Origin of the sequence: Mesorhizobium sp. B2-3-12 (assembly GCF_006442205.1) — a bacterium.
GTDB lineage: Bacteria > Pseudomonadota > Alphaproteobacteria > Rhizobiales > Rhizobiaceae > Mesorhizobium.
Genome location: NZ_VFVR01000012.1, coordinates 1 through 19,762, shown reverse-complemented (window position 1 = coordinate 19,762; position 19,762 = coordinate 1). Strand labels below are relative to the sequence as shown.

The 19,762-nt window shown below is 58.9% G+C and carries 18 protein-coding genes; 10 read left to right on the top strand and 8 right to left on the bottom strand.

Going from position 1 to position 19,762, the window contains the following annotated elements; all coding sequences use genetic code 11:
- Positions 1-1,204: 1,204 nt before the first annotated feature.
- Complete coding sequence (locus FJ948_RS26170) at positions 1,205-1,411, top strand: hypothetical protein (RefSeq protein ID WP_140709578.1); 207 nt, start codon at positions 1,205-1,207, stop codon at positions 1,409-1,411.
- A 112-nt stretch (positions 1,412-1,523) separates the two neighbouring features.
- Positions 1,524-1,706, top strand: coding sequence for a hypothetical protein (locus FJ948_RS26165; protein ID WP_140709577.1), 183 nt, complete (start codon positions 1,524-1,526; stop codon positions 1,704-1,706).
- Positions 1,707-1,936: 230 nt separating this feature from the next.
- Here the strand turns inward: FJ948_RS26165 and FJ948_RS26160 are convergent, their stop codons facing one another.
- A complete protein-coding gene (locus tag FJ948_RS26160; protein ID WP_140709575.1) occupies positions 1,937-2,770 on the bottom strand; it encodes a glycosyltransferase family 25 protein in 834 nt (277 codons plus the stop codon).
- 175 nt (positions 2,771-2,945) lie between these two features.
- Between FJ948_RS26160 and FJ948_RS30955 the strand changes: the two genes are divergently transcribed.
- Entirely contained in the window at positions 2,946-3,521 is a 576-nt protein-coding gene (locus tag FJ948_RS30955) for a CatB-related O-acetyltransferase (RefSeq protein WP_140709573.1), read from the top strand.
- 755 nt (positions 3,522-4,276) lie between these two features.
- Here the strand turns inward: FJ948_RS30955 and FJ948_RS30785 are convergent.
- The gene (locus FJ948_RS30785; RefSeq protein ID WP_246677627.1) at positions 4,277-4,690 is read right to left on the bottom strand and encodes a hypothetical protein; all 414 of its coding nucleotides are present in this window, start codon (positions 4,688-4,690) and stop codon (positions 4,277-4,279) included.
- Between the two features lie 34 nt (positions 4,691-4,724).
- Between FJ948_RS30785 and FJ948_RS26145 the strand changes: the two genes are divergently transcribed.
- Positions 4,725-5,603: an SMP-30/gluconolactonase/LRE family protein gene (locus tag FJ948_RS26145; RefSeq protein WP_140709569.1), complete on the top strand. Its 879-nt coding sequence runs from the start codon at positions 4,725-4,727 to the stop codon at positions 5,601-5,603.
- A 1,642-nt stretch (positions 5,604-7,245) separates the two neighbouring features.
- Here FJ948_RS26145 and FJ948_RS26140 read toward each other — a convergent pair.
- A complete protein-coding gene (locus tag FJ948_RS26140) occupies positions 7,246-7,467 on the bottom strand; it encodes a DUF768 domain-containing protein (protein WP_140709567.1) in 222 nt (73 codons plus the stop codon).
- Positions 7,468-7,561: 94 nt separating this feature from the next.
- On the opposite strand from FJ948_RS26140, the gene FJ948_RS26135 reads away from it, so the two are divergent.
- Together FJ948_RS26135 and FJ948_RS26130 are read left to right on the top strand one after the other, a co-directional pair.
- Positions 7,562-7,798, top strand: a complete 237-nt coding sequence (locus tag FJ948_RS26135; protein ID WP_140709565.1) for a hypothetical protein — start codon at positions 7,562-7,564, stop codon at positions 7,796-7,798.
- 522 nt (positions 7,799-8,320) lie between these two features.
- A complete protein-coding gene (locus tag FJ948_RS26130) occupies positions 8,321-8,638 on the top strand; it encodes a DUF982 domain-containing protein (RefSeq protein WP_181173835.1) in 318 nt (105 codons plus the stop codon).
- 1,193 nt (positions 8,639-9,831) lie between these two features.
- Here the strand turns inward: FJ948_RS26130 and FJ948_RS30780 are convergent.
- The gene (locus FJ948_RS30780) at positions 9,832-10,143 is read right to left on the bottom strand and encodes a hypothetical protein (protein ID WP_224541758.1); all 312 of its coding nucleotides are present in this window, start codon (positions 10,141-10,143) and stop codon (positions 9,832-9,834) included.
- A 159-nt stretch (positions 10,144-10,302) separates the two neighbouring features.
- Positions 10,303-10,443 (bottom strand): hypothetical protein, encoded by a 141-nt coding sequence (locus FJ948_RS30775; protein WP_246677626.1) that lies wholly within the window; start codon positions 10,441-10,443, stop codon positions 10,303-10,305.
- A gap of 401 nt (positions 10,444-10,844) precedes the next feature.
- Between FJ948_RS30775 and FJ948_RS26120 the strand changes: the two genes are divergently transcribed.
- The gene (locus FJ948_RS26120) at positions 10,845-13,055 is read left to right on the top strand and encodes an EAL domain-containing protein (RefSeq protein WP_140709561.1); all 2,211 of its coding nucleotides are present in this window, start codon (positions 10,845-10,847) and stop codon (positions 13,053-13,055) included.
- A 229-nt stretch (positions 13,056-13,284) separates the two neighbouring features.
- Here FJ948_RS26120 and FJ948_RS26115 read toward each other — a convergent pair whose 3' ends face one another.
- The 3 genes from FJ948_RS26115 to FJ948_RS26105 all read right to left on the bottom strand — a co-directional run bounded on the left by FJ948_RS26115 (position 13,285) and on the right by FJ948_RS26105 (position 16,624).
- Positions 13,285-13,761: a hypothetical protein gene (locus tag FJ948_RS26115; RefSeq protein ID WP_140709560.1), complete on the bottom strand. Its 477-nt coding sequence runs from the start codon at positions 13,759-13,761 to the stop codon at positions 13,285-13,287.
- A gap of 1,786 nt (positions 13,762-15,547) precedes the next feature.
- Positions 15,548-16,171 carry a chemotaxis protein CheB gene (locus FJ948_RS26110; protein WP_140709558.1) on the bottom strand — a complete coding sequence of 208 codons (624 nt, stop codon included), beginning with the start codon at positions 16,169-16,171 and terminating at the stop codon, positions 15,548-15,550.
- Between the two features lie 270 nt (positions 16,172-16,441).
- Complete coding sequence (locus FJ948_RS26105; RefSeq protein ID WP_140709556.1) at positions 16,442-16,624, bottom strand: DUF3606 domain-containing protein; 183 nt, start codon at positions 16,622-16,624, stop codon at positions 16,442-16,444.
- Positions 16,625-16,751: 127 nt separating this feature from the next.
- Between FJ948_RS26105 and ligD the strand changes: the two genes are divergently transcribed.
- The 3 genes from ligD to FJ948_RS26090 all read left to right on the top strand — a co-directional run.
- Positions 16,752-18,689: a DNA ligase D gene (gene ligD, locus FJ948_RS26100; RefSeq protein ID WP_140709709.1), complete on the top strand. Its 1,938-nt coding sequence runs from the start codon at positions 16,752-16,754 to the stop codon at positions 18,687-18,689.
- Positions 18,690-18,716: 27 nt separating this feature from the next.
- Positions 18,717-19,493 carry an exodeoxyribonuclease III gene (xth, locus tag FJ948_RS26095; RefSeq protein WP_140709554.1) on the top strand — a complete coding sequence of 259 codons (777 nt, stop codon included), beginning with the start codon at positions 18,717-18,719 and terminating at the stop codon, positions 19,491-19,493.
- 2 nt (positions 19,494-19,495) lie between these two features.
- Positions 19,496-19,762: DUF1810 family protein (locus FJ948_RS26090; protein WP_140709552.1), on the top strand; the 267-nt coding region annotated here is incomplete at its 3' end.

The window sequence follows — 19,762 nt, the reverse complement described above, 5'->3', positions numbered from 1 at the left end:
TCGGGCCATCGCCATGCTTCTCAGCGCCTGAGCGGTCTCGCCGCCCAGGTGTCCTGGATCACATCCGCAAAGTCACGTTTGAAGACCTCGCGCGCATGGCCAAGCGACATCGACGGGTAGGCGCCAAGCTTCGCTCCCAAGCGGTTAACATCGGCTTGTCCACCTGCGGCATCGTTCTCATCGGCGGCTTGCACAGTCAGTCGCGACGAAGTGTGGTGCCCCAACACGTGCGGAACATCAGAGCTTTCTAACGGTTCTGTCTTGGTGGATTCCAAGGTGGAGCGACGGGCCGTGGCAGCGCTCGATTCGTCTATTCCTCTGGTTTGACGGCAAGTGAGCTCTCCGGCGGCTGGCCTTTTTCTCATAGCGGAACTTTGTCGATCGCCGAAGATTGAGCCATTTGGCGGCAGGGTGCACAGGCCTGTCGCTGACCAAAGACCCAATCTCTGGTCGGCCCGCGCCTCCCCGAGAGGTGCGGGTCATTTGCGCGCGACTTGGGCAGCAATTGTGTGCCAACCTGCTTCGTGGCGCGAAGCCCCGCCCCTGGTTGATCATTTCATCTGCTGAAGGCGCTCAAGGGGGTGCCTTCCTGCGACTCCGTCCGATATTTTCCGAGTTTGTCTGTTGCGATGGCGCCGGGAGCTTACCGAGGGATACCGCCGATCACCCAACCGAGCGAGAGAGCCAGGACGAACCCCAGAAATACGGCCGTAAAGAACCACATGACGCGCTCCTCCGCTCGTTGTGCGAGCATCAACGCCCCAATCGCTTTATAGTTGCAGATACAGTATTACACAGCGGCAGCGATCCCGCTCGGGCGCCTCTCGACGCGTGGAGCATCACATCTGGTGGTCGGTTTTTGCGTGGGAGCGTGTTGGACGCAGTTGCCAGCCGCCAATCGACCGTCCGAGGTCGGTGGATATGGATTGTGCCGTTGTAGGCGCCGCCCACGAAAGCAGGGCAACGCTGACTGAGAATGAAATCAGCAAGGCGAAGGCGGTCGCGAGCAAGACATGGTCCCCTGTTGCAGCCGGAGCAAAACCGCCGCCGATCCGCTTCGTTCATTCACAGTTTGCTCGCTTGTGTGTCAAGGTTACCGCGCCGTTAAGAACGGCGTCACACCTGAAACGAGGGAGCCAGCGTTGACCCGCCACGCCAATGCCGTCGCGGCTGGAACCTTTTCAAGCCGCGCGGATTGCTCTGCATGGCAAAAACCCCAGAAGTTGCCCCACCCATTTTGGCCGAGACCAGCCCCGACCGATCTGTCAATTGCGAGGTCGCTCTGGAGACGGCCTTCGCAGCCCTTGTTGCTACTTCCATTGCCCAGGGATGGACCCCGGAAGAGACGGCCGAGACGCTGCACAAGCTTGCTCTTGAGCATCTCGAACAGCTCAAGGTTACAACAGCATAGTCGATCCGGCGCGGCTCCGAAATTTCGGCACGTCACGTGTCGGATTATTTGCATTCAAACGAGTTTTGCGACGCTATAAATGCTGCCTCGACGTAGGTTCTGGGAGGAGAGCATGGCTCCGCACGAGCAGCATGCCGTTGAAATCATCCGGGAGAAGAAATGGACAGTGCGTGTAACCGCCTATGGTAACGCGATCACATTTCCCTTCGAAGTTGAAGAGTACGCGCGCTCATATGCGGATGGGCAGGCGTTCCGGCTCGGGGTCGAGGTTGTCGAGTTCAAGCAATGCGCGTAGCGGGAACCTTCTCCTGCAGGTCATGCTGACAGTGAAGGAGAGCTTTGGAAGGAACGGCCTTCAGCGCGCGGCGGACCTGCCGGTCGCCTGAGCCGGCGCGGTGAACTCAGGCCCTCCGCTTATCCTCTTTTGAAGTCTCTTGCCTCGTAATTCCGGGTCTTTTAACCCGGTGAACAGATGGATTATCGCCGTTACGCGTTTGTCCTCTCCATGTTTGCCGGTCATGAGACTCATGGCCATTGTGGTGCCTGCAACGAGGCCTGCCTCGCAGGGCGGCGGAAGCGCTTTCCGCGATAGACAAATGCTATATTCGCACCCCTCCTCAATCGGAAGAGATCGAACACCTGGCGCCACACTCGCCTGACCTCCACGGCAATCTTGGTCCAAGGGCCTTTCCGTTTCCGTTTAGCCCGCTCGCTATGTTTGGCCGATCTATTTGCCTCCATCTCGCTCGGGAATTCTGCTGCCTTGTCTGGGAAATGACGAGCTTGAGCACACAAAGCGGGCGAAAGTTGATAGATTGTTCTGTTTGAGGACGGCGGCGAAGTGGTATCAAACAACACGATGTCCACCGCGCGGTTGTTGCTCTTCGTCGCTTCAAGCAAGTCAATCGCAGCCTGTCGGGAAACAATGTAACCGGCAGAGCCGCAATGAAGCCAATGCAACCGATGCAACTCGTGACCTGGCATGATGGGAGCTGCTCGCCTTAACGACACGACCGTCTTGCTAAAGAAAGTTTCCAGCTTGATAATGTCTGCATCGGCTGGGATCCAGTTTTCGTGCGCAAGCAGCCGACCGGCTGTCTCCGAGAATACGATGTCATCCTCGAAGACCCCAACATAAGGGTCATCTCCATCCGCGACGAGTTGCCAGCAGGCTCTGTGGCTTAGAACACAGCCGATCTCCACAAGGGACAGGTCCGGAGAGATGTCCTCGATGAATTGCTGCACTAGCCCGTCGACGGCAGGAACTCGCTCGAATGTAATGCCGATACGCCCAAATTCAGCCGTTACTTGAGAAAACCGGGCGGGTGACCGGTCCAGATTGATTACAAGGCACCTCATTGACTCTTCCCCCCAACGCGGCATTACTCGCCACATATCCCTTTCGCAATTTTCATACAATCCACGTGAAAAGTGGAATAATGTAATATCTTCGGCCCCTCCCAGTTTTGACGATGAATATGCTGGAATTTCGGCATATTGACAGCATCAGAAGGGTTTTCTTGAGGGTGACAAAATGTCTAAAGTAACACAATGGCTAAGAAGAAGAAAATTACTTCAGCCTAAAGATATACTTCCATCTTGCGTGCGGGTCGGCCGCTATCCGCATGGAGTTCACAGCGGCTGTTTCCTCTTCGTCTCCAACGATTCACCTGTGACTATCGGGTCGTTCTGCGCCCTCGCGACAGGGGTCCTCTTTATTTGCCAAGCTAATCACCCGACCGAGACAGCATCCAACTTCGGCCTTCAAGACCAACTGCTACAAACCAAGTCAACGATGGGATATCTTCGTACAAAAGGCCCGATAATTGTCGGTAACGACGTTTGGATCGCGACTCGGGCAATCGTCATGTCGGGCGTCACCATTGGCGACGGAGCTGTAGTCGCTGCGGGCAGCGTCGTCACGAAGGATGTGCCACCCTACGCGATTGTGGGCGGCAACCCGGCGCGGATAATCAGATATCGGTTCTCGGAGGACACGATCGCAGCCATGAGAGAAATCCGTTGGTGGGACTGGCCGATTGAGCGGATTGTAGAGCAAAAAGCAGCGTTCGACTTGCCTGCGGAGCAGTTTGTCCGTCTTTTTAGATGACACCTTATCTCTTCACAGGCCCGACATCATCGATGAGATCGGCCGCAGTCCTACTGATCTGATTGACGTTTGAGATCGAGGCCTTTCAAGCCGCTGCCGCGACATTCTGGGCATCTGATCGTTGACCCCTTGCAGCCCGCTCGGAGGACTCCGTGTGGGCAACAAGTCCCGTTAGTCTAGTGGACAACCATTTACTGCAATCGAATACCTTGCCAGCGCCGAGACATCCCCGGCACTGAAACTTTCTGAACCCTACCAAACGCCACCTGCCAAACTGTCGGAAAGGCAAGAACGCAGGCAGTTAGAATTAGTTTCAGCTAATCCATTGGGGCCAAGGCGCTACCCTGCTAAAGGTATCGTTCGCCGTCGCCGGAAGCTCAGGCCAACACGCGATCGGCGGCCGCGATGCGCCGCGTCCTTCTCTTCGGGCGAAGCGCCTTTCTCCAACTCAAGCCTCATAGTTCGCCTCTTGTGTGGCCATCTTTCACGGCCACCTATTGGGTACTGGCTGAGGTATAGATGAGTTGCTATAGTACTTTTTTCGCCATTATGAGTTATAGAAAGGCGCTCTATAGCCCATGGCATGGAATTGGGAACAGGCCGACTGGCCGCATTTTACCTTCGACAACGCCGGTGCTCAATCTGCTCGATGAGTTCGCCGCGCATGGCCACCTCCCTCCCATCGGACGGGCCATCGGCTTGTTGGCCGGCTATGGCGTCCAGCTTTGGCCCATCCCTGGAGGAGGCTCATCAACTCAAGCCACATACGGAAAAGGCTGGAACTCTCCTGTCCAATCCAGGGGTGCTTCTTCCGTTTCAATGACCACGAAGCCGCGTGTCTGGTTTCCGCTTTCCGCCTTGCTCGGACAGGCAACTGTCGTTTGCAATCCATGAGCCATGCGCTTGATGCCGACGAAACGGGCATCACTCCGGCTCGCCAACACATTGGCAGGCGATGATGACCCGACGAGGTCCGTAACTTGCCCACAGCACGTCAGCCTGCATTTAGCAGATTGTTCGATGGGAGCTAGGATCTGCATAATTCGTTGCTGAAGGGGAGCAGTACTTGCGGGCATCCGCGCGGAGCCGCAGCGCGCGCGCATGGATGAGCGCAATTTATAAAGTGTTTGACGTTTTTGACGCGCTATCGAACGAACGCGATCTGCCACGATGCCGGCCTGAGACCATGGGAAGGAGCCCAACATGAAGCTGGTATTAGCTTTGGCGTTTGCGATGCTCAGCACTTCTGTGCAAGCCGCCAACATCACCGTTATCGACGGCAATGCCAAGTTTCCCGAAGGGCCGTTTGTAGAAAAAGGGATTCTTTATTACGCCCAGTACGGCGCAAGTGAAGTCGACATGTGGGATGGCAAGACACGAACCACCATCTGGAGCAAGGATGGTTCGGGTAGCAATGCCGTGCAGCGGTTTGGCGAGGGCTTTATCATCGCCGGATATGATGACGGCACCATCGTTCTGACTGATAAGGCCGGAAAGACCAAAGTCGTTGTTGACCATGACGATGAGGGTAACAAGCTACTCGGCCCCAACGATATCGCCCTCGACGGCAAAGGCGGCGCGTACCTCAGTTTGTCAGGCCCATGGGAACCGGAGCCGATCGTCGGCAAGATCGTGCATGTGAGTGCGGATGGCAAAGTGAAGGTCGTCGCCAAGGATATTCACTACGCCAACGGCCTGACGCTGTCGAAGGACGGGAAGTTGCTCTATGTCAACGAATCCGAAGCGAACCGGCTGATCCAATTCAATGTCGCTGACGACGCCACACTAACCGAACGCAAGCTGTTCTTGCGGCTGTATGAACTCGGCGAGCCACCATCAGCCTATCCCGATGGGGTTAAGCTCGGACCGGATGGAAATTTGTACATTGGCGAGTACAGCGCCGGGCGGATTCTCGTCGTTGATCCAGCCACCAAGAAACTTGTGAAGGCGATCGACGTGCCTTCCGCGGCGGCGCCCAACCTGGCATTTTCCGCCGACGGGAAGACTATGTATGTCACCGCCGTCGACGATAAGTCCGGAGCGCCATACCCTGGTAAGGTCTACGCCATCACCGATTTCTGAGGCGACTGCAGAATTGCATCGCTGTCCCCGCCCAGGTTAATCCGAAGGCGAAACACAAGCCGCTCGAAATGTTCCTGGCGTGGGCGTTCAGCCTCCGCTGCGTGCCGGCCCGCGGGAGTGGGGCAAGTTGAAATCTCGGCGGGGATCAATCACCCGAAGGGCGCGACAGCGCCGTGCTGCAGCGTCAGCGAAGCATCGGGAAACCGTGATTTCGCAGTGTTGGGGAGAGAGGGGGAACACCTCGCTCCCCGCGCCAGAAAAAGGTCGCCTCAGCGGCGAACTACGGATATACGGATTGCAGCAGGGAGCCAGCCAGACCTTTGACGAGCCGCCCCGCGATCACCACGGCCTGGGCTTTCTTGGCTGCGGCCTTGACGGCAAGGGCAGCCTGGGTACCGCAAGCCTCCGCCACCGCAGCTTCGATGCTCCTGCGATTGAAATAGCTCTCCAGTCGGGGGCAAATAGTAGGTCATTCCAACCTTGTGCGCCTGTCCAAGCCGCTCGGCATGGGCGAGGGGGCTTTTCCGAACCGTAAACTTTGTCCCGACGGCGTTGAGGTGCTGGCGGCAGCGTAGGCCAAAGACTCCAGCAATTCGTCACGGATGCGCTCGAGACACCATTCCCTGAGGTCGTCACCCGCCTCCACGAAAACCGCGTGACTGTGAGGCTGGGTGGGCCGTCACCGTCGATGCCCCTGGCGTCAAGCTGGTGAGGTTCAAAGGCTCTGTGAGGAAGCCGCATAGCGGAAGCCGACCTAGGTCACTTGGAAGGCGAGATCTCAGCCAAGCACCATTCCAGCGAAGACCACAGTGAGGAGCAGTGATACCGGCACGGCTAGAAGACAGCACATCTCCATGGTTCTTGTATCTTGCCGCTTGTGCATCTTGGCCGTCTCGCATTTTTCGCTATCATTTTGCGCGAACGGGTCGCTGATGGAAGCGCTTCTGCGCGACGCCGCTTGAGATGCAGTCGGGGTGCTGTAGATTAGCAACACCTTGACCGTCTCCAGGAACGCGCCTGCCGCAAATGCAGCGTGGCCAGCGAAGGGTGATCGCACTTTTGAGCGAACAACCCTGCGCGAGACATGGCTGCATCAGCCGCTCGCCCCGAAGAGACCTTGCCCCTTGTTGAATTGATAGCGGTTGGGCGGGGCCAGAACCGGCGACCTCTGCTGCTTGGTTCACCCTGGAGGCGTCGCAGGTGGAACTGCGGACTAACGCTTTGGTATCAGTTATTCAGGACCTGATCGCCAAGGCAAAAGCATTAAAAGCCCGCCGCGTGGCCAATCGCGACGGACCTTCATGTGAGGAGTGGCTACATCCGAAGGAATCGACCACCAAATGGTTAACGTTCTCGGTCCGGTAATGTTCCCCGCCAGAAAAGGCTCCGCGGGCCGACCCAGTTGACTGATCAGAATGAAGCACCGCCGGCGGAGAGTGTCGGACTACCGGACCCTATGAGGCGAATGTTCCGCGGCGCGCACCTCGCCGTCGCTGTCGGGCCGCCGCGTGTTATCCGCCCCTAACTAGCAAGCCATCTTTGGGAACCTACCATTCGGATGTGTTCCTTTGCTGCGCCGTCGTTACCTCATCTTCTGCTGCTGCCGCGCTCGGAGGTCGACACACCCAGGACCTGTAAGCGCTCATTCCAGAAGGCCAGCGTCGTGATGGACGATAGCATCGAGCACGGTTTCATAGACACTGCCGGTCTCTTCCTCGATCTCGGTGCTGGTGATGCCAGTCGCTTTAGCGTCGGTGAAAAGCTTCTGGATAGCCTCCGCCACCGAAATCACGTCTGAACTGGCCAGGCCAGACACGTTGCTGCTTAGCCACTTGTCGAGGAAATTGACGCCACGCGTGCTCATCCCCACACAAGCGACACGGGAACATTAGGTTCCACTTACGCAAGCCGGGCCGAGATCGAGGAACAAAACACTGACGGGCTGGTTCCCGAACGTTATGCCACGCTACTTTTTCGACACTATTGAAGACAGTCAGATCGTCCGCGACGATCTGGGTATCGACATGAGCCAGCTCGAAATGCGCGCGGAAGCGAAGCGCGTTCTGCCTTCAATCGCGGTGGAACACCCCCTCGCGTTAGATCGCAATGAGTTCGTGGTGCGGGTTCGCGACGAGAATGGATGCTACGTTTATGAAGTTAGCCTGATCCTGGTCGCACGGCTGTTGATGGCATAGGCGTTCCATCGTCGGACCGTCTTGGAGAGAGCCGCCTTCAATCGTGCGGCGGCTAGCGAATGCTGTCGGGGAATCGCTTCGGAGGGAACGGCCTGGGTCATGGCTGGACTAATACGGGTTAGCCGTGGATGTTCCCGCTCTCGGGATGATCAGGCGCATTTCGGGTCACTATGCTGCACAAGCGAAAGCGACTCATTTCAGAAGATGCTCATAATGCAACGAGCCCACCAGCCGGCCAGCGGAGCTGGACATTGGGCCAAGGAGTAGGTGAGCGGCGGCGGGATTATTGAAGCGCTAGACCGGCTGTCACTGACGACAAACGCTCGTTTGGTCAACTCCCGCGCTTGGTAGGTTTTCTTCTCTCCTCGCTTTATCGACCGAAGTCGCCGCTAAGGCGAGTCTTGTCACGCCTTCGAGACCATTTTTCGCGCCGAGCCGTCCTCCAACATAGTTCCAAGCGACTGCAACCAATCCCAATCTGTGGAGTTGGCAAAAACTTGACCATTGAAATGAGGGTTGATCTTGGCTGCTTTCTTACCTGTGCAGATTAAATTTGTGAACTCCCACACGAAGGCCATCTCGTCGGTGGCCGAAGCCAGAGCGGCAATGAATGAGGCGTGGAAGAACAAGGAAATGCATTCCTATCGACAGGCATTGCGATTGCTTGATGACGCCCAGGCAGGAACTTGCCGGCAATACATCGCGTTCGAAGCTTTTTTGAAAGCCGCGAGAGATCAGGACATGGTTGTTTCAGGTCAGCCAAGCAAGGGCCTCAGCCGCCTAGACGAGCTGGCAAGCTCGATCTATCACCCGGACCGCCCGCCGCCGCACTCGGTTTGAGCAGCAAGAGGGCGACAGCGCTGAACCCCTCAAGGCGGTTGGCGGTGGCTCGCTCTGCTGGTTCGACGATTATCGTTTCCAAGACCTTGGAGGAGAGGTCCGGCGAATCCGAGGTTCACCGGAGCGGTGACCATCGGGCGGACGACCCACAGTTTGAGCTCAGCATCGCCCGGGTTGGAACCAAGTGCCAGCCGAACTTTTCAACGGTGGCTTGGCAACTCCGGGTCGTGTTTTCATCCGCCTGAGGCTATGATGCCACGGGACGCGAGCCCCTCCAGGTCGGGTGGAAGTCGATGAGGCGCGGCCCATGAGGCTGTTGTACGGTCGATCGCACCGTGAGAAAGCGTCTTGGTTTGGAAGCGACGAGCCCCGATATCCCACGTCGCCGCTGACACATCAGCGAACACGTCGAGCGTCTTGGGCAGCGTTCGATCGCCCCGTCGAGCTGCTTTTCCAGATGCCCTCGAGGATGCGGCGTAGCCCTCGAAGAGTTCTGCCACTGTCCCAGGCCGCGTGTCTGCCACGAGTTTGGTGCTCCGCACCCGCCGGTATCGGGCTACGACGTTCGCTCTGCGAGGGAAGCGCGGTAGTTCCGAGCTTGAGAGCGCAGCAGTGCGAGCACCTTTAGCGACATGGCACGCTGCTCGTGGAGTCGACTGCGTTTCTTAACGGGGCGGCTCGGTTTCAGCCGGGGCGGGGCCACCGGTCCCTGGCGCGCGTTGCGACGCCGTGCTCTCCCTTTGATAGGCATAACGTCTGGTTTTAGAAAACGGCTGCGGCCAGTGCTGTAGCCCCCCGATGCGTGAGCGGGCTTGTCGAGGTGGCAATGGCGGCAGAGATCGGACAGCACTCACTACCGCATTGGCCTCACCTGGAAATCAGGCTGCTTTTCCTGATGGCTGGTGTGAATGGGTGATCCATGGTGAAGGGGTCTGGCCGCACCCCCGCTCAACCTGGCCCCCATGTCACGGGGGTGGCTATCGGAAATCCAGGGCGGGCTCGTGGAGAGAACGCGTCCACGGCTGTGTTGCCTCTCCCGTTGCGAAGGTAATCGATGAAGATTCGTCCCGTTCCCGCCGACGGCGCAGCAGACAAGACGTAGCGGTCGGGATGAGCGTCAGCGAGGCTCCGGGCAAGCGACTTGGCGAGTTGCCGGGCGCTGTCGTGGCCCATTTTTGTCCCAAGAGGGGCCATCAAGTGGATGCCCTTGCCGCCGGTGCCTTGGGCCATCTCTTCAGACCCGAAGCCTCCAGCATGTCGCGAAGCGCCAGCGCCGCTTCGATCACCTGCTCCCACTCGACGCCCTCGCCAGGATCGAGGTCCAGCACGACCCGGTCGGCCCGCTCGATGTCATCAATGGTGGCGTTCCAAGGATGGAGCTCGACCGCATCCATCTCGACCAGCCCGAGCAAACCAGCGAGATCGTGCACCCACACGCGGACACTCTCACTCCCGTCGCGCTTCTGGACGCGCAACTGATGCACGGCGCTCGGAATATCGGCCAAGGGCCCTTGTGATAGAAACCGGCCCGATGCGCGTGCCGGACCAGCTTCAGTGGTCTGTGGCGGAGATGGACCAGCGCTTGCTGGGCGACCTGTTCCCAGTAGCTCCTGAGCTCACCTCTCGAAGGCGAGACCGCGTCCGGCAGCAACTGAAGAACGTTTTCACGGGGCGCTGCGTGTCCGTCCGCCCTGTTCCGCCGCTTCGATGGGCGGCTTTGCTGGGATCGTGACGAGATCTTCACGAAGGCCCTTGAATACTGCTTCGCGCAAGATGCCGCGGTAGGTGACGCCGCTGAACTGCACCTCGGCCAGAATGTCCGGCCTAACCCATGTGGCCTTGGGCTTTCCAGCTGCCGCCGTCAGGAGCTTTGTCGACCAACCTTGGCGATTGGAACTCGATGAATGACAGCCGGTCTTCGGTCTTACTCATACGCACGCGAACTCTTGGAGTCGGGAGTCAAATCGTGGGAAGGCGAAGCGAACCGGTTGGTGTGAAAATCCGTTGACGTGGCAGATGCCACCGATTGGGCGCCGCCGCAGCCTCCGGAACTCGCTGACTTTTACCCCTATCCGTCGCCGGCCTGGGCGCGGGCTCCGCGCGATGCAGCGATGCCGAAGACGAGGCTGCCCAAGGGCACGCACCGGTCCCTGAAGCGGAGACCTTTTTAACGGTCCAGAAGTCTTCACCGTCTAATAGCGATCTCATGAAACTGCTGCGACATTTTGCCGAACCGACCCGTCGTCTCTTCCTGGTGAGGACGGCTTTGCCGGTCATTGCGCTGACACTGCTCATTGCATGCGCCACGACAGGTTTATTGCTATGGTCAACGATCCAGACTGACCGCGTTGCCGCGGAGCGGCAGAAGAGCCTGGTTGCACTGATCATGTCGAAGCTGGCGAGCGCAGTTGCGCACGATCAGGAGAGCGTCACGGTTTGGGACGACGCGGTCAACGCGCTGCGCAGCGGCGATGCGAAATGGCTCGACAGCAATCTCGGCAGCTGGATGCATACCTATTTCGGCCATGACCAGGCCTATATTCTCGATGCCGATGATGCCCCTGTCTACGCGTTCACCGATGGGTCGACCGCTGACCCCGGCAGCTACCGCGCGATTCACGCGACCGCCGCGCCGCTCGTGCAGACTTTGAGAGCAAGGTTGAAACGAGGGGACACCGAAGGTGTCACGCAACAGGTGCTCACCATAGGCGCGTCAGACATGGCCGTTGTTGCCGGCCATCCGGCGGTCGTCAGCATCAAGCCCGTGGTGTCCGACAGTGGCCATATCACGCAGGTCCCGGGTCAGGAATTCCTGCATGTGGCGGTTCGCTATCTCGACGGCAGTTTCCTTACCGCGTTGCGCCAAGACTACCTGCTCGATGGCGCTCGGTTCTCCTGGGGCAATAAGCTTGGTTCCGGAGAGGCCTCCTATCCTGTTGTCAACCGATCGGGACCTATCGGCTTCTTCGTCTGGCAGCCATACCGGCCCGGCGCATTTGTCCTCTTTCAGCTGATACCGATTCTGGTCGCCTTGTTCGGTCTGGTGCTGGGGGGCGTCATCCTGGCCCTGATCGGCTTTCGGAGGCGGACTTTGAAGCTGATCGAGACGGAGGATCGGATCTATCACCTCGCTCATAACGATCTGCTTACGGCGCTGCCCAATCGCGGTCAGTTCAACGAACGTCTGGCAGATGCATTGGCGCGCTTGCCGACAACGGGCGAGCAGCTCGCTATTCTTTACCTCGACCTTGACCGCTTCAAGCAAGTTAATGACAGCTTTGGCCATCCGGCGGGTGACGAGCTGCTCAGGGAGTTCGCGGACCGCCTAAGACGGCTGACGACTGAAGCGGACACGGTGGCGCGTCTCGGTGGCGATGAATTCGTCATCATCCGACGTTCGGTTGGCGGCGAAAATGACGTCAAGGCGCTCTGCGAGCATTTGATCGAGTCTGCCCGCCGTCCGTTCGACGTCGCCGGCGTGCAAGTCTTTGTCGGTGTGAGTGTCGGCGCCGCGATTGCACCGAAGGACGGGTTGGACACGGTCGAATTGGTGCGGAAAGCCGACGTGGCGCTCTATCATGCCAAATCCGGGGGCCGCAGCAGCTACGCCTTCTTTGGGAACGAGATGGATCTGACGCTGGCCATGCGCAAAGGCCTAGAACAGGACCTGCGCAACGCGTCGGATGCGATCGGCCAGATCCAGGTCCACTATCAGCCGCTATATGCCGCCGACACAAACAGGATGACAGGCGTCGAAGCGCTGGCCCGCTGGTCTGATCCGGAGCGGGGCTGGGTTGCACCGGATTTGTTCATCCCGTTGGCTGAGGAAGCAGGGCTGATTGAAAAGCTTGGCGAACTGGTTCTCAGGCAGGCGTGCCTTGACGTGGTGGATTGGCCCATCGAGACCCTTGCGGTTAACGTGTCGGCCTTGCAGCTGAACAATTCCAGTTTCGCCATGCGAGTGACCAGTATCTTGCTGGAGACGCACATGGATCCGCGGCGGCTCGAAATCGAAGTTACCGAAAGCACTCTGTCGAAGCGCCAGAGCGAATGCCGAAACAACATCGAGGCTTTGCGCGGCATCGGGGTGCGCTTTGCACTCGACGATTTCGGCACCGGATTCTCCTCTTTGGGAAGACTGCAGACGCTGGAAGTGGACAGGATCAAGATCGACCGCAGCTTCGTGCATGGCTTCGGGCGCTCCAATGGTGACGAGGCCATCGTCCAGGCGATTATCACCCTGGCCCGTGCGACTGGACTTAGCACCACTGCCGAAGGGGTCGAGACTGAAAGCCAATGCGATTACCTGCGCAAGCTCGGGTGTGACCAGCTGCAAGGTTTTCTGCTGTCCAAGCCACTGCCGAAGGGGGAGCTTCAAGAGCTTCTCGGGGTCGTGTCAGCGCGCGCCTCTGCCTAACACAGCCGGGCGCGTCACAGAACTGCCATCCCCAAGCCTAAGATGATCGTCATCGCTAGCATGCCGCACAACGCTTGCCCTCCGGTTGAGCGTCAGTACCGGCCTAGAGTAGGGGTCGGTGCTGCGCGGGTTGATACGCCCAAGAGGTTCGCCGTGATCTGCACGGTCCGACACCGAAAAGGGCGGCCTATCTCCAGCAGCCAATTCGGCTGGCGCCATCCCGGCGGCCTTAGCAGCCCTGGACCTTCAGTGATTTGACCATGCGAACGATAAGCGGATCATATGGGACCTTCTCGTTGCGAGCATAGTTGACGATAAACAAGGCTGCTCTGTCCCCACAGATCTTGATGGCCCGGACATAGAGGATCTGACCGTCCTTCAGTCCTGAATAGCTGGCCCATTGTGGCGTCACTCGCTTGTAGGTCACGTTCCAGCCCTCCCCCTCGTTCACCGCAATGCGATGTTGGATCTCGGTGCGAAAGCTGGCCTTGCCGATCTGCGCCCCCCAGACGGCAAGAAATGCTTTGTTTTTGCCCTCAAAGGCTGCTCCTTGATCGGAGCGCTGGGCAAGCACAAACCCCGGGGGAACGTCAAACACGAATCCGAGACGCTTGATCCCAAAGGCCTCCCATTGTTCAGCACCCAGCAGGGAAGTGGGGATCATAATGGCGCCTAAGGTGAGCAGAATAAGAGGCAGACGTTTCATTGGTGTAATCCTGTCCGTCACGTGGCCCGCGCCACGCGGGCCCAGGCCGGCCGGCCCTGGCGGTGGCCAGCCATCCGAGGCTCCAAAGCCAGCCCACCTTTTCAAATCTGACGTGGCGCTCTTTGTTCCATTAGGAACCAAGAATATGCCGGCGCGCGCGCCGGGACCGACTGGTCTGCGCCTGTTACAGGCAGCGCAGCGCTGCGCCAGCACCCGATAGCGCGATGATAGAATAGAGTCTGGCCCTGCGCAGGCGCCCGCGCAGGAGGTCGGATCGCGCCGCGGCGAAAACAGCCGTGACCACTGCATGGAGCGGTTGTTCAGGGGCGCTGGATTCGAACTCCACGAACCCCTTCACGGTGGCGATGAAAATGATTTTTCATTCTCGCGCCGGACGCCAGAACTACGAAATTGGTGCAAGGGCAGGGTGGCGGGCTCTGACTTCCGAAGCCAGGATGGCGTTTACACCCCCGGCGGGGACCGAGATAGTCGCGGTGAAGATGCCCCAATGGGCGAGCGGATGTGAAGCGCCATTTCTCAGTGTAACCAACCGATTGGCTTTGCCATGTGCGGTCTGCACCTTGCCTCGATCATCGATTCCGCCGCCCCGGTACAATGCCGACACGCCTCGCATAGTCGGCGAATACATTGGGCGTCATCTTGAGCTTGAACGATGTGGCGGCCCGGGCACTGCGTGAGCGCCTTGCAAAGGAGCGGGGCCCAGGGCTGCCGGCTGGGCACCCTGCCTCAAACTCGACGGCAAGGTAAGGAAGCCTGGCGTGCGGTCCTCCTAGGTTCGCGTTTCTCAGGAGGATCGCTTCACTGACATGGATGCCCATCGATCCCTAAGAAGGTACCAGGCCGTGGAACAACCGCCACGAAACCTTATTCGAGGGCATGGCGATCTACTATTTCGATCTAGGGGCGAACGGCACGATCATCTCTGATGACGATGGGATCGACTTGCGAAGGTCTTGCCATCGGGCACGAGGCAACGAAAGCTCTTGCTGAGATTACGAGAGAAAGGTTGCCCGACGGGGACTGCGGTCCTCTATCTTCATCGTCCCAGATGAGCGGGGCGATCTGGTTTTTGTGCGAGCGTTGAGATCGCGCCGGCACATTTGCCTACACGCCCGCGCTTCCAGACACTCGCGTCTAAGCGTAGCTCTCGTGAAACCGCATCATTCCTTCTTGGGCCGTCGAAGATTCCGACAGCCTCTGGAACCGTTCTGGGCAAAATAGGTTGGATGTTAGGAAAGCCAGGACGTCTCCATGTCTGCTTATACGACACAGCGCATAGCATGGTTGCGGCTCATTCGCTCCAAAGAGTTTCAAGCACAGCTCCGAGCTCTCCTGGCTTGCGTGTCGAGCCGACACTTCCTCATGCTTTCATGGTTCTGTTAACGAAACTTGACAGGGCCGAAGTTGCGAACGAACTCGCGACCCAAAGGAAGCCGCCCTCTCCATCAAATGGTTCAACCCGCCGTTCCCGTAGGAATGATTAGCAGGGCATTCACGCGCGACCACACAACTCCGGATTCCTACGGATCGCGGCGGCAGGATCGAACGCGCTCTCTGGGGCGTGGGCGGACATGCATCTGGAACGGCACGTGAGCTTTTGCGCGCAGAATGATCCACCTAGGTGACGGCCACTCGCTGGTCATCGCTGTCAACGCTTCTTGAGCGTTTTAGTCAACAGAGTCCTGACCTATCAGAGACCGCTACCGAACTGATTGAGATGGCAATCCGAATTGCGTCACTGGAGAACTTCTTCCTCGTCTCCGATCTAAACGAGTGAAGGCTGGGGCTGAACACGCTGCACTCTTCGAATAACCTCATCGGCGATCTGATCAGCTGAACCGGCGAAGTCGAGCGGCCCATCATACAGCGCGGCGTTCATAGGCATCCCAGCTTTGATCTTGCCGGCTTCGGTAAGCACCATTGTAGCACCCCCGGCGTGGGATATAGCGGCTAGTCCCCGCGATCCGTCACTCAGCGAGCCAGACAGCACGATACCGATGGCGCGCGTCTTTGCGTGGACGGCGACAGAATTGAAGAGGATGTCGACTGTCTGCCCGCGATGAATGTGTCCAGAACCCTCAACGAGGGCCACATTGCTTCTGGCCGCTAACGAGAGATGCGCGTCAGGTTGGCCGATGTAGCAACACCCGACACGAAATACGTCATCTTCATCGGCGATCACCACAGGCATTTTTGACCGCTTACCCAAAATATCGCTCAGGTGACTCACCTTGTCGCTGGGCCGGTGCAAGACCACGAGGACGATGGCCTTTAGCCCCTTGGGTAGTCCGCTAAGGAGGTCTTTGATGTCGCTGAGGCCATCTGATCCCGATGCGCCGATGGCGACAAAGAAAGGGCCGCCTTCCTGCTTAGCGTGTGGGGTATGCATCTGTCAGGCTTAACAGGTTCGCCCCAGCTTCGCGACAATAAGGTCAAAGGCAATCGCCATAGCGGAGTTGAGCCGAATCAGTCGTCCTGCTGACGGGCGCTACCACTCGCGATCACGGGCGTCTGCAGCGCCCCTGCCGTGGGCGCCACCGCTAACGTCCAATGGAAGCCAGCCAGCACCAATGCAATATTGCGAGCCATCGCTGCGACAACCCTTGTCGTCCTTTTGTGAAGCGAGACAATCGATGGGTGATCGGGCCGCGCGGGCAAGCTATTTTTTGCCTAACTTGTCCTCGACCGCCTTGCGGCTGTTGCCGACAGACCGCACGGTCGATCTGACCTCGGCTTTGCTAGCGCCAGTCTTACCCGACTCGTACTTCACTTCATGATCCTGCCCGCCCGCGACTTTGGCGCGGTCCTGGTTCCGCCCACGCGTCGTCTGGTTAGTAGCCATATCATCCTCATGAATTGCGTTGAGCAACTCTAACGCGGTCCGAGTTCTTCTGGTTTCAATTCTTCCACGCGAGCTGGAACCGATCCTTTCGCAGCGTATTGAATCCGACCATGTATTCGAGCTCCTCATGTCAGCCCTAGAGGCCTTTCCCAGAACAAAGCGTGCACCGCGCAGGGACTCAGAATCTATCCCGAAACGTCCGCTACCCACATTTCGTCCCTTCCAGCTTTGTACGCTGACAGACGAGATTCCGGTCGGCGGCAACTGGCTCTTCGAAATGAAGTTTGACGGCTACCGCGCGCAAGTCGCTATCTCGGGCCCGGATGCCGTGGTCTACACGCGTAACGGCCATGACTGGACCCGCCAGTTCCGGGTTATTCTTCCCCCGCTACGAACACTCACCAAGGGATCGGCGCTGATCGACGGCGAGATCGTTGCCATCGACAGCGAGGGCCGTACCAACTTCTCCCTCCTTAAGACCGGCATCGCCGCCGGGCTGCCGCTCAAATTCTACGCCTTCGACCTGCTCGAATTCAACGGCGAGGACCTCACGAACGAACCCCTCGTTGATCGCAAGCACCGGCTAGAGGTGCTCCTGGCCGAACGGGATCCCGATGACAGGCTGCAGTTTTCCAGTCACATCCCCGACCATGGAGACCAGATCTTCGAGGCCATGTGCGCCGGGGGGCACGAGGGTGTCATAGCCAAGCGCGCGGACAGCCCTTATGTTGGCGATCGCACGGCAAGCTGGCTGAAGATCAAATGCACCAAGAGACAGGAGTTCGTGGTCGGCGGGTATCGCCCTAGCGACAGAGGGCGCGGGCTGGCCTCGCTGATCCTCGGCACCTATGAGAATGGAAAGCTGGTCTACCGCGGCCGCGTCGGCACCGGATTCTCAGAGGCGATGCGCAAATCCGTCCTTGCGCAGTTAGAGAAGCGGCCGGTGGACAGACCAGCTTTTGCGTCGGTGCCGCGCGACATCGCGCGTCGAGCGAGTTGGGTGAAGCCGGACCTAATTGCCGAAGTTATGTTCTCCGAAGTGACGCCCGACGGCAGCCTTCGGCATCCAAGCTTCCAAGCCATGCGTGAAGACAAGCGGGCCGACCAGGTGGTGATGGAAGTGCCTGCCACGGCGGCGACCGTCGGCACCGCGTATCTCGATCCCAATATGGGTAAAGAGATTGCCGTGGCCGTTGGCGTCAACCTGACCCACCCCGAAAAGGTCATGTACCCTGGCACCAAGGTGACCAAAGCCATGCTCGTCGCGTATTACGCTGCGGTGGCCGAAAAGATACTGCCACATATCCAAGATCGGCCCCTTTCACTGGTGCGCGACACCGATGGTGACCTGGAGCAAACCTTCTTTCAGAAGCACAAGCTGCCGGGCATGCCCAAAGCCATCCATGATGGTCAATTGGAGAAAATCTCCGGCAAGGAAAGTCGCTTCCTTTGGGTCGACGATCTGGCGGGGCTGGTTGGTGGCGTGCAGATGAATGTGCTCGAGTTTCATGTCTGGGGCAGTTTGCGCCAACGACCAAGCCTGCCCCACCGGATGATCTTCGATATCGACCCTGACGAGGGCCTGGACTTTGGTGATGTGAAACAGGCGGCGCTTGACATAAGAGGCGTTCTCGAAGCGCTTGGGTTACAATCGTGGCCCTTGCTGTCCGGCGGCAAGGGCGTTCACGTCGTCGTTCCACTCGTTGCGAAGGGAAACTGGGAAGCCGTCAAGGGCTTCTGCCAGGATTTCGCTGAGCTGCTGGCCCGAACAGATCCATCCCGCTTCGTAGCCAACATGAGCAAGGCGAAGCGCAAGGGCCGGATGTTCATCGACTATCTGCGCAACGGCCAAGGCGCGACGGCGATCTGCCCCTGGTCAACGAGAGCACGCGCGGGAGCGCCCTGCGCCGTTCCCGTCACCTGGGACGAGTTACCTACCTTCAAAGCGGCCAACGCCTTCGACGTTTTTGGCGCCGCTGTGCGGGCGCAGCAGCCCGATGCCTGGGAAGGTTATTTCGAAACTGAACAAATCCTGACTGCCCGCATCCGCAAAGCGGTCCGATAGAATGCTAGGAAGCGCGGAGCTCGCGCCATGAAGATCGCTACCTTCAATGTGAACGGCGTCAACGGGCGCTTGCCGGTCCTGCTTCGCTGGCTGCATCAGGCGGAGCCGGATGTCGTTTGCCTTCAGGAATTGAAATCGCCCGATGAGCGGTTTCCGCACGACGCGATCGAGAAAGCCGGGTATGGCGCGATTTGGCAGGGGCAGAAAAGCTGGAACGGGGTGGCGATCCTGGCCCGCGGTCGCGAACCCATCGAAACCCGCCGGGGGCTGCCGGGCGATCTCGATGACGCGCACAGTCGCTACATCGAAGCCGCCATCGAGGGTGTGCTTGTCGGCTGCCTCTATCTGCCGAACGGCAATCCGGCGCCTGGCCCGAAATTTGACTACAAGCTGCGCTGGTTCGAACGCCTACGAAGCTACTCTGCAGAGTTGCTCGCACTCAAGACGCCCATCGTACTTGCTGGTGACTACAACGTCATGCCGACGGATTTGGACGTCTACAAACCGGAACGCTGGCGCGACGACGCGCTCTTTCGCCCGGAGGTCAGGGCGGCATTCCACTCCCTGTCCGAACAGGGCTGGACCGACGCGCTCCGTAAACTTCACCCCGACGAACGCATTTACACGTTTTGGGACTATTTCCGGAACGCCTGGGGGCGAGACGCCGGCCTGCGTATTGACCACCTGCTATTGTCACCGTCCATCGTCGGCCGACTGCACGAGGCCGGAGTCGACCGGTACGTCCGCGGTTGGGAAAAGGCGAGCGATCACGCCCCGGCCTGGATTGAACTGGCGGCGGCGTAAGCATGGCCGTTGACGATCCATTCGACCTCGCCCGATTTCGTGCCGCACAGGAGCCGATCTTCGATACCGCCATGGCCGAGCTGCGCTCTGGGCGCAAGCGCTCCCACTGGATGTGGTTCGTTTTCCCGCAATTGCGCGGACTTGGACACTCGCCGACCGCGCAGCACTATGGGATCTCGTGCCAGGACGAGGCGCGGGCGTATCCGGCCGATGCCGTTCTTGGCGAACGCCTGCGTCATGCGACAGCCGCGGCTCTCGATGTCAGCGGA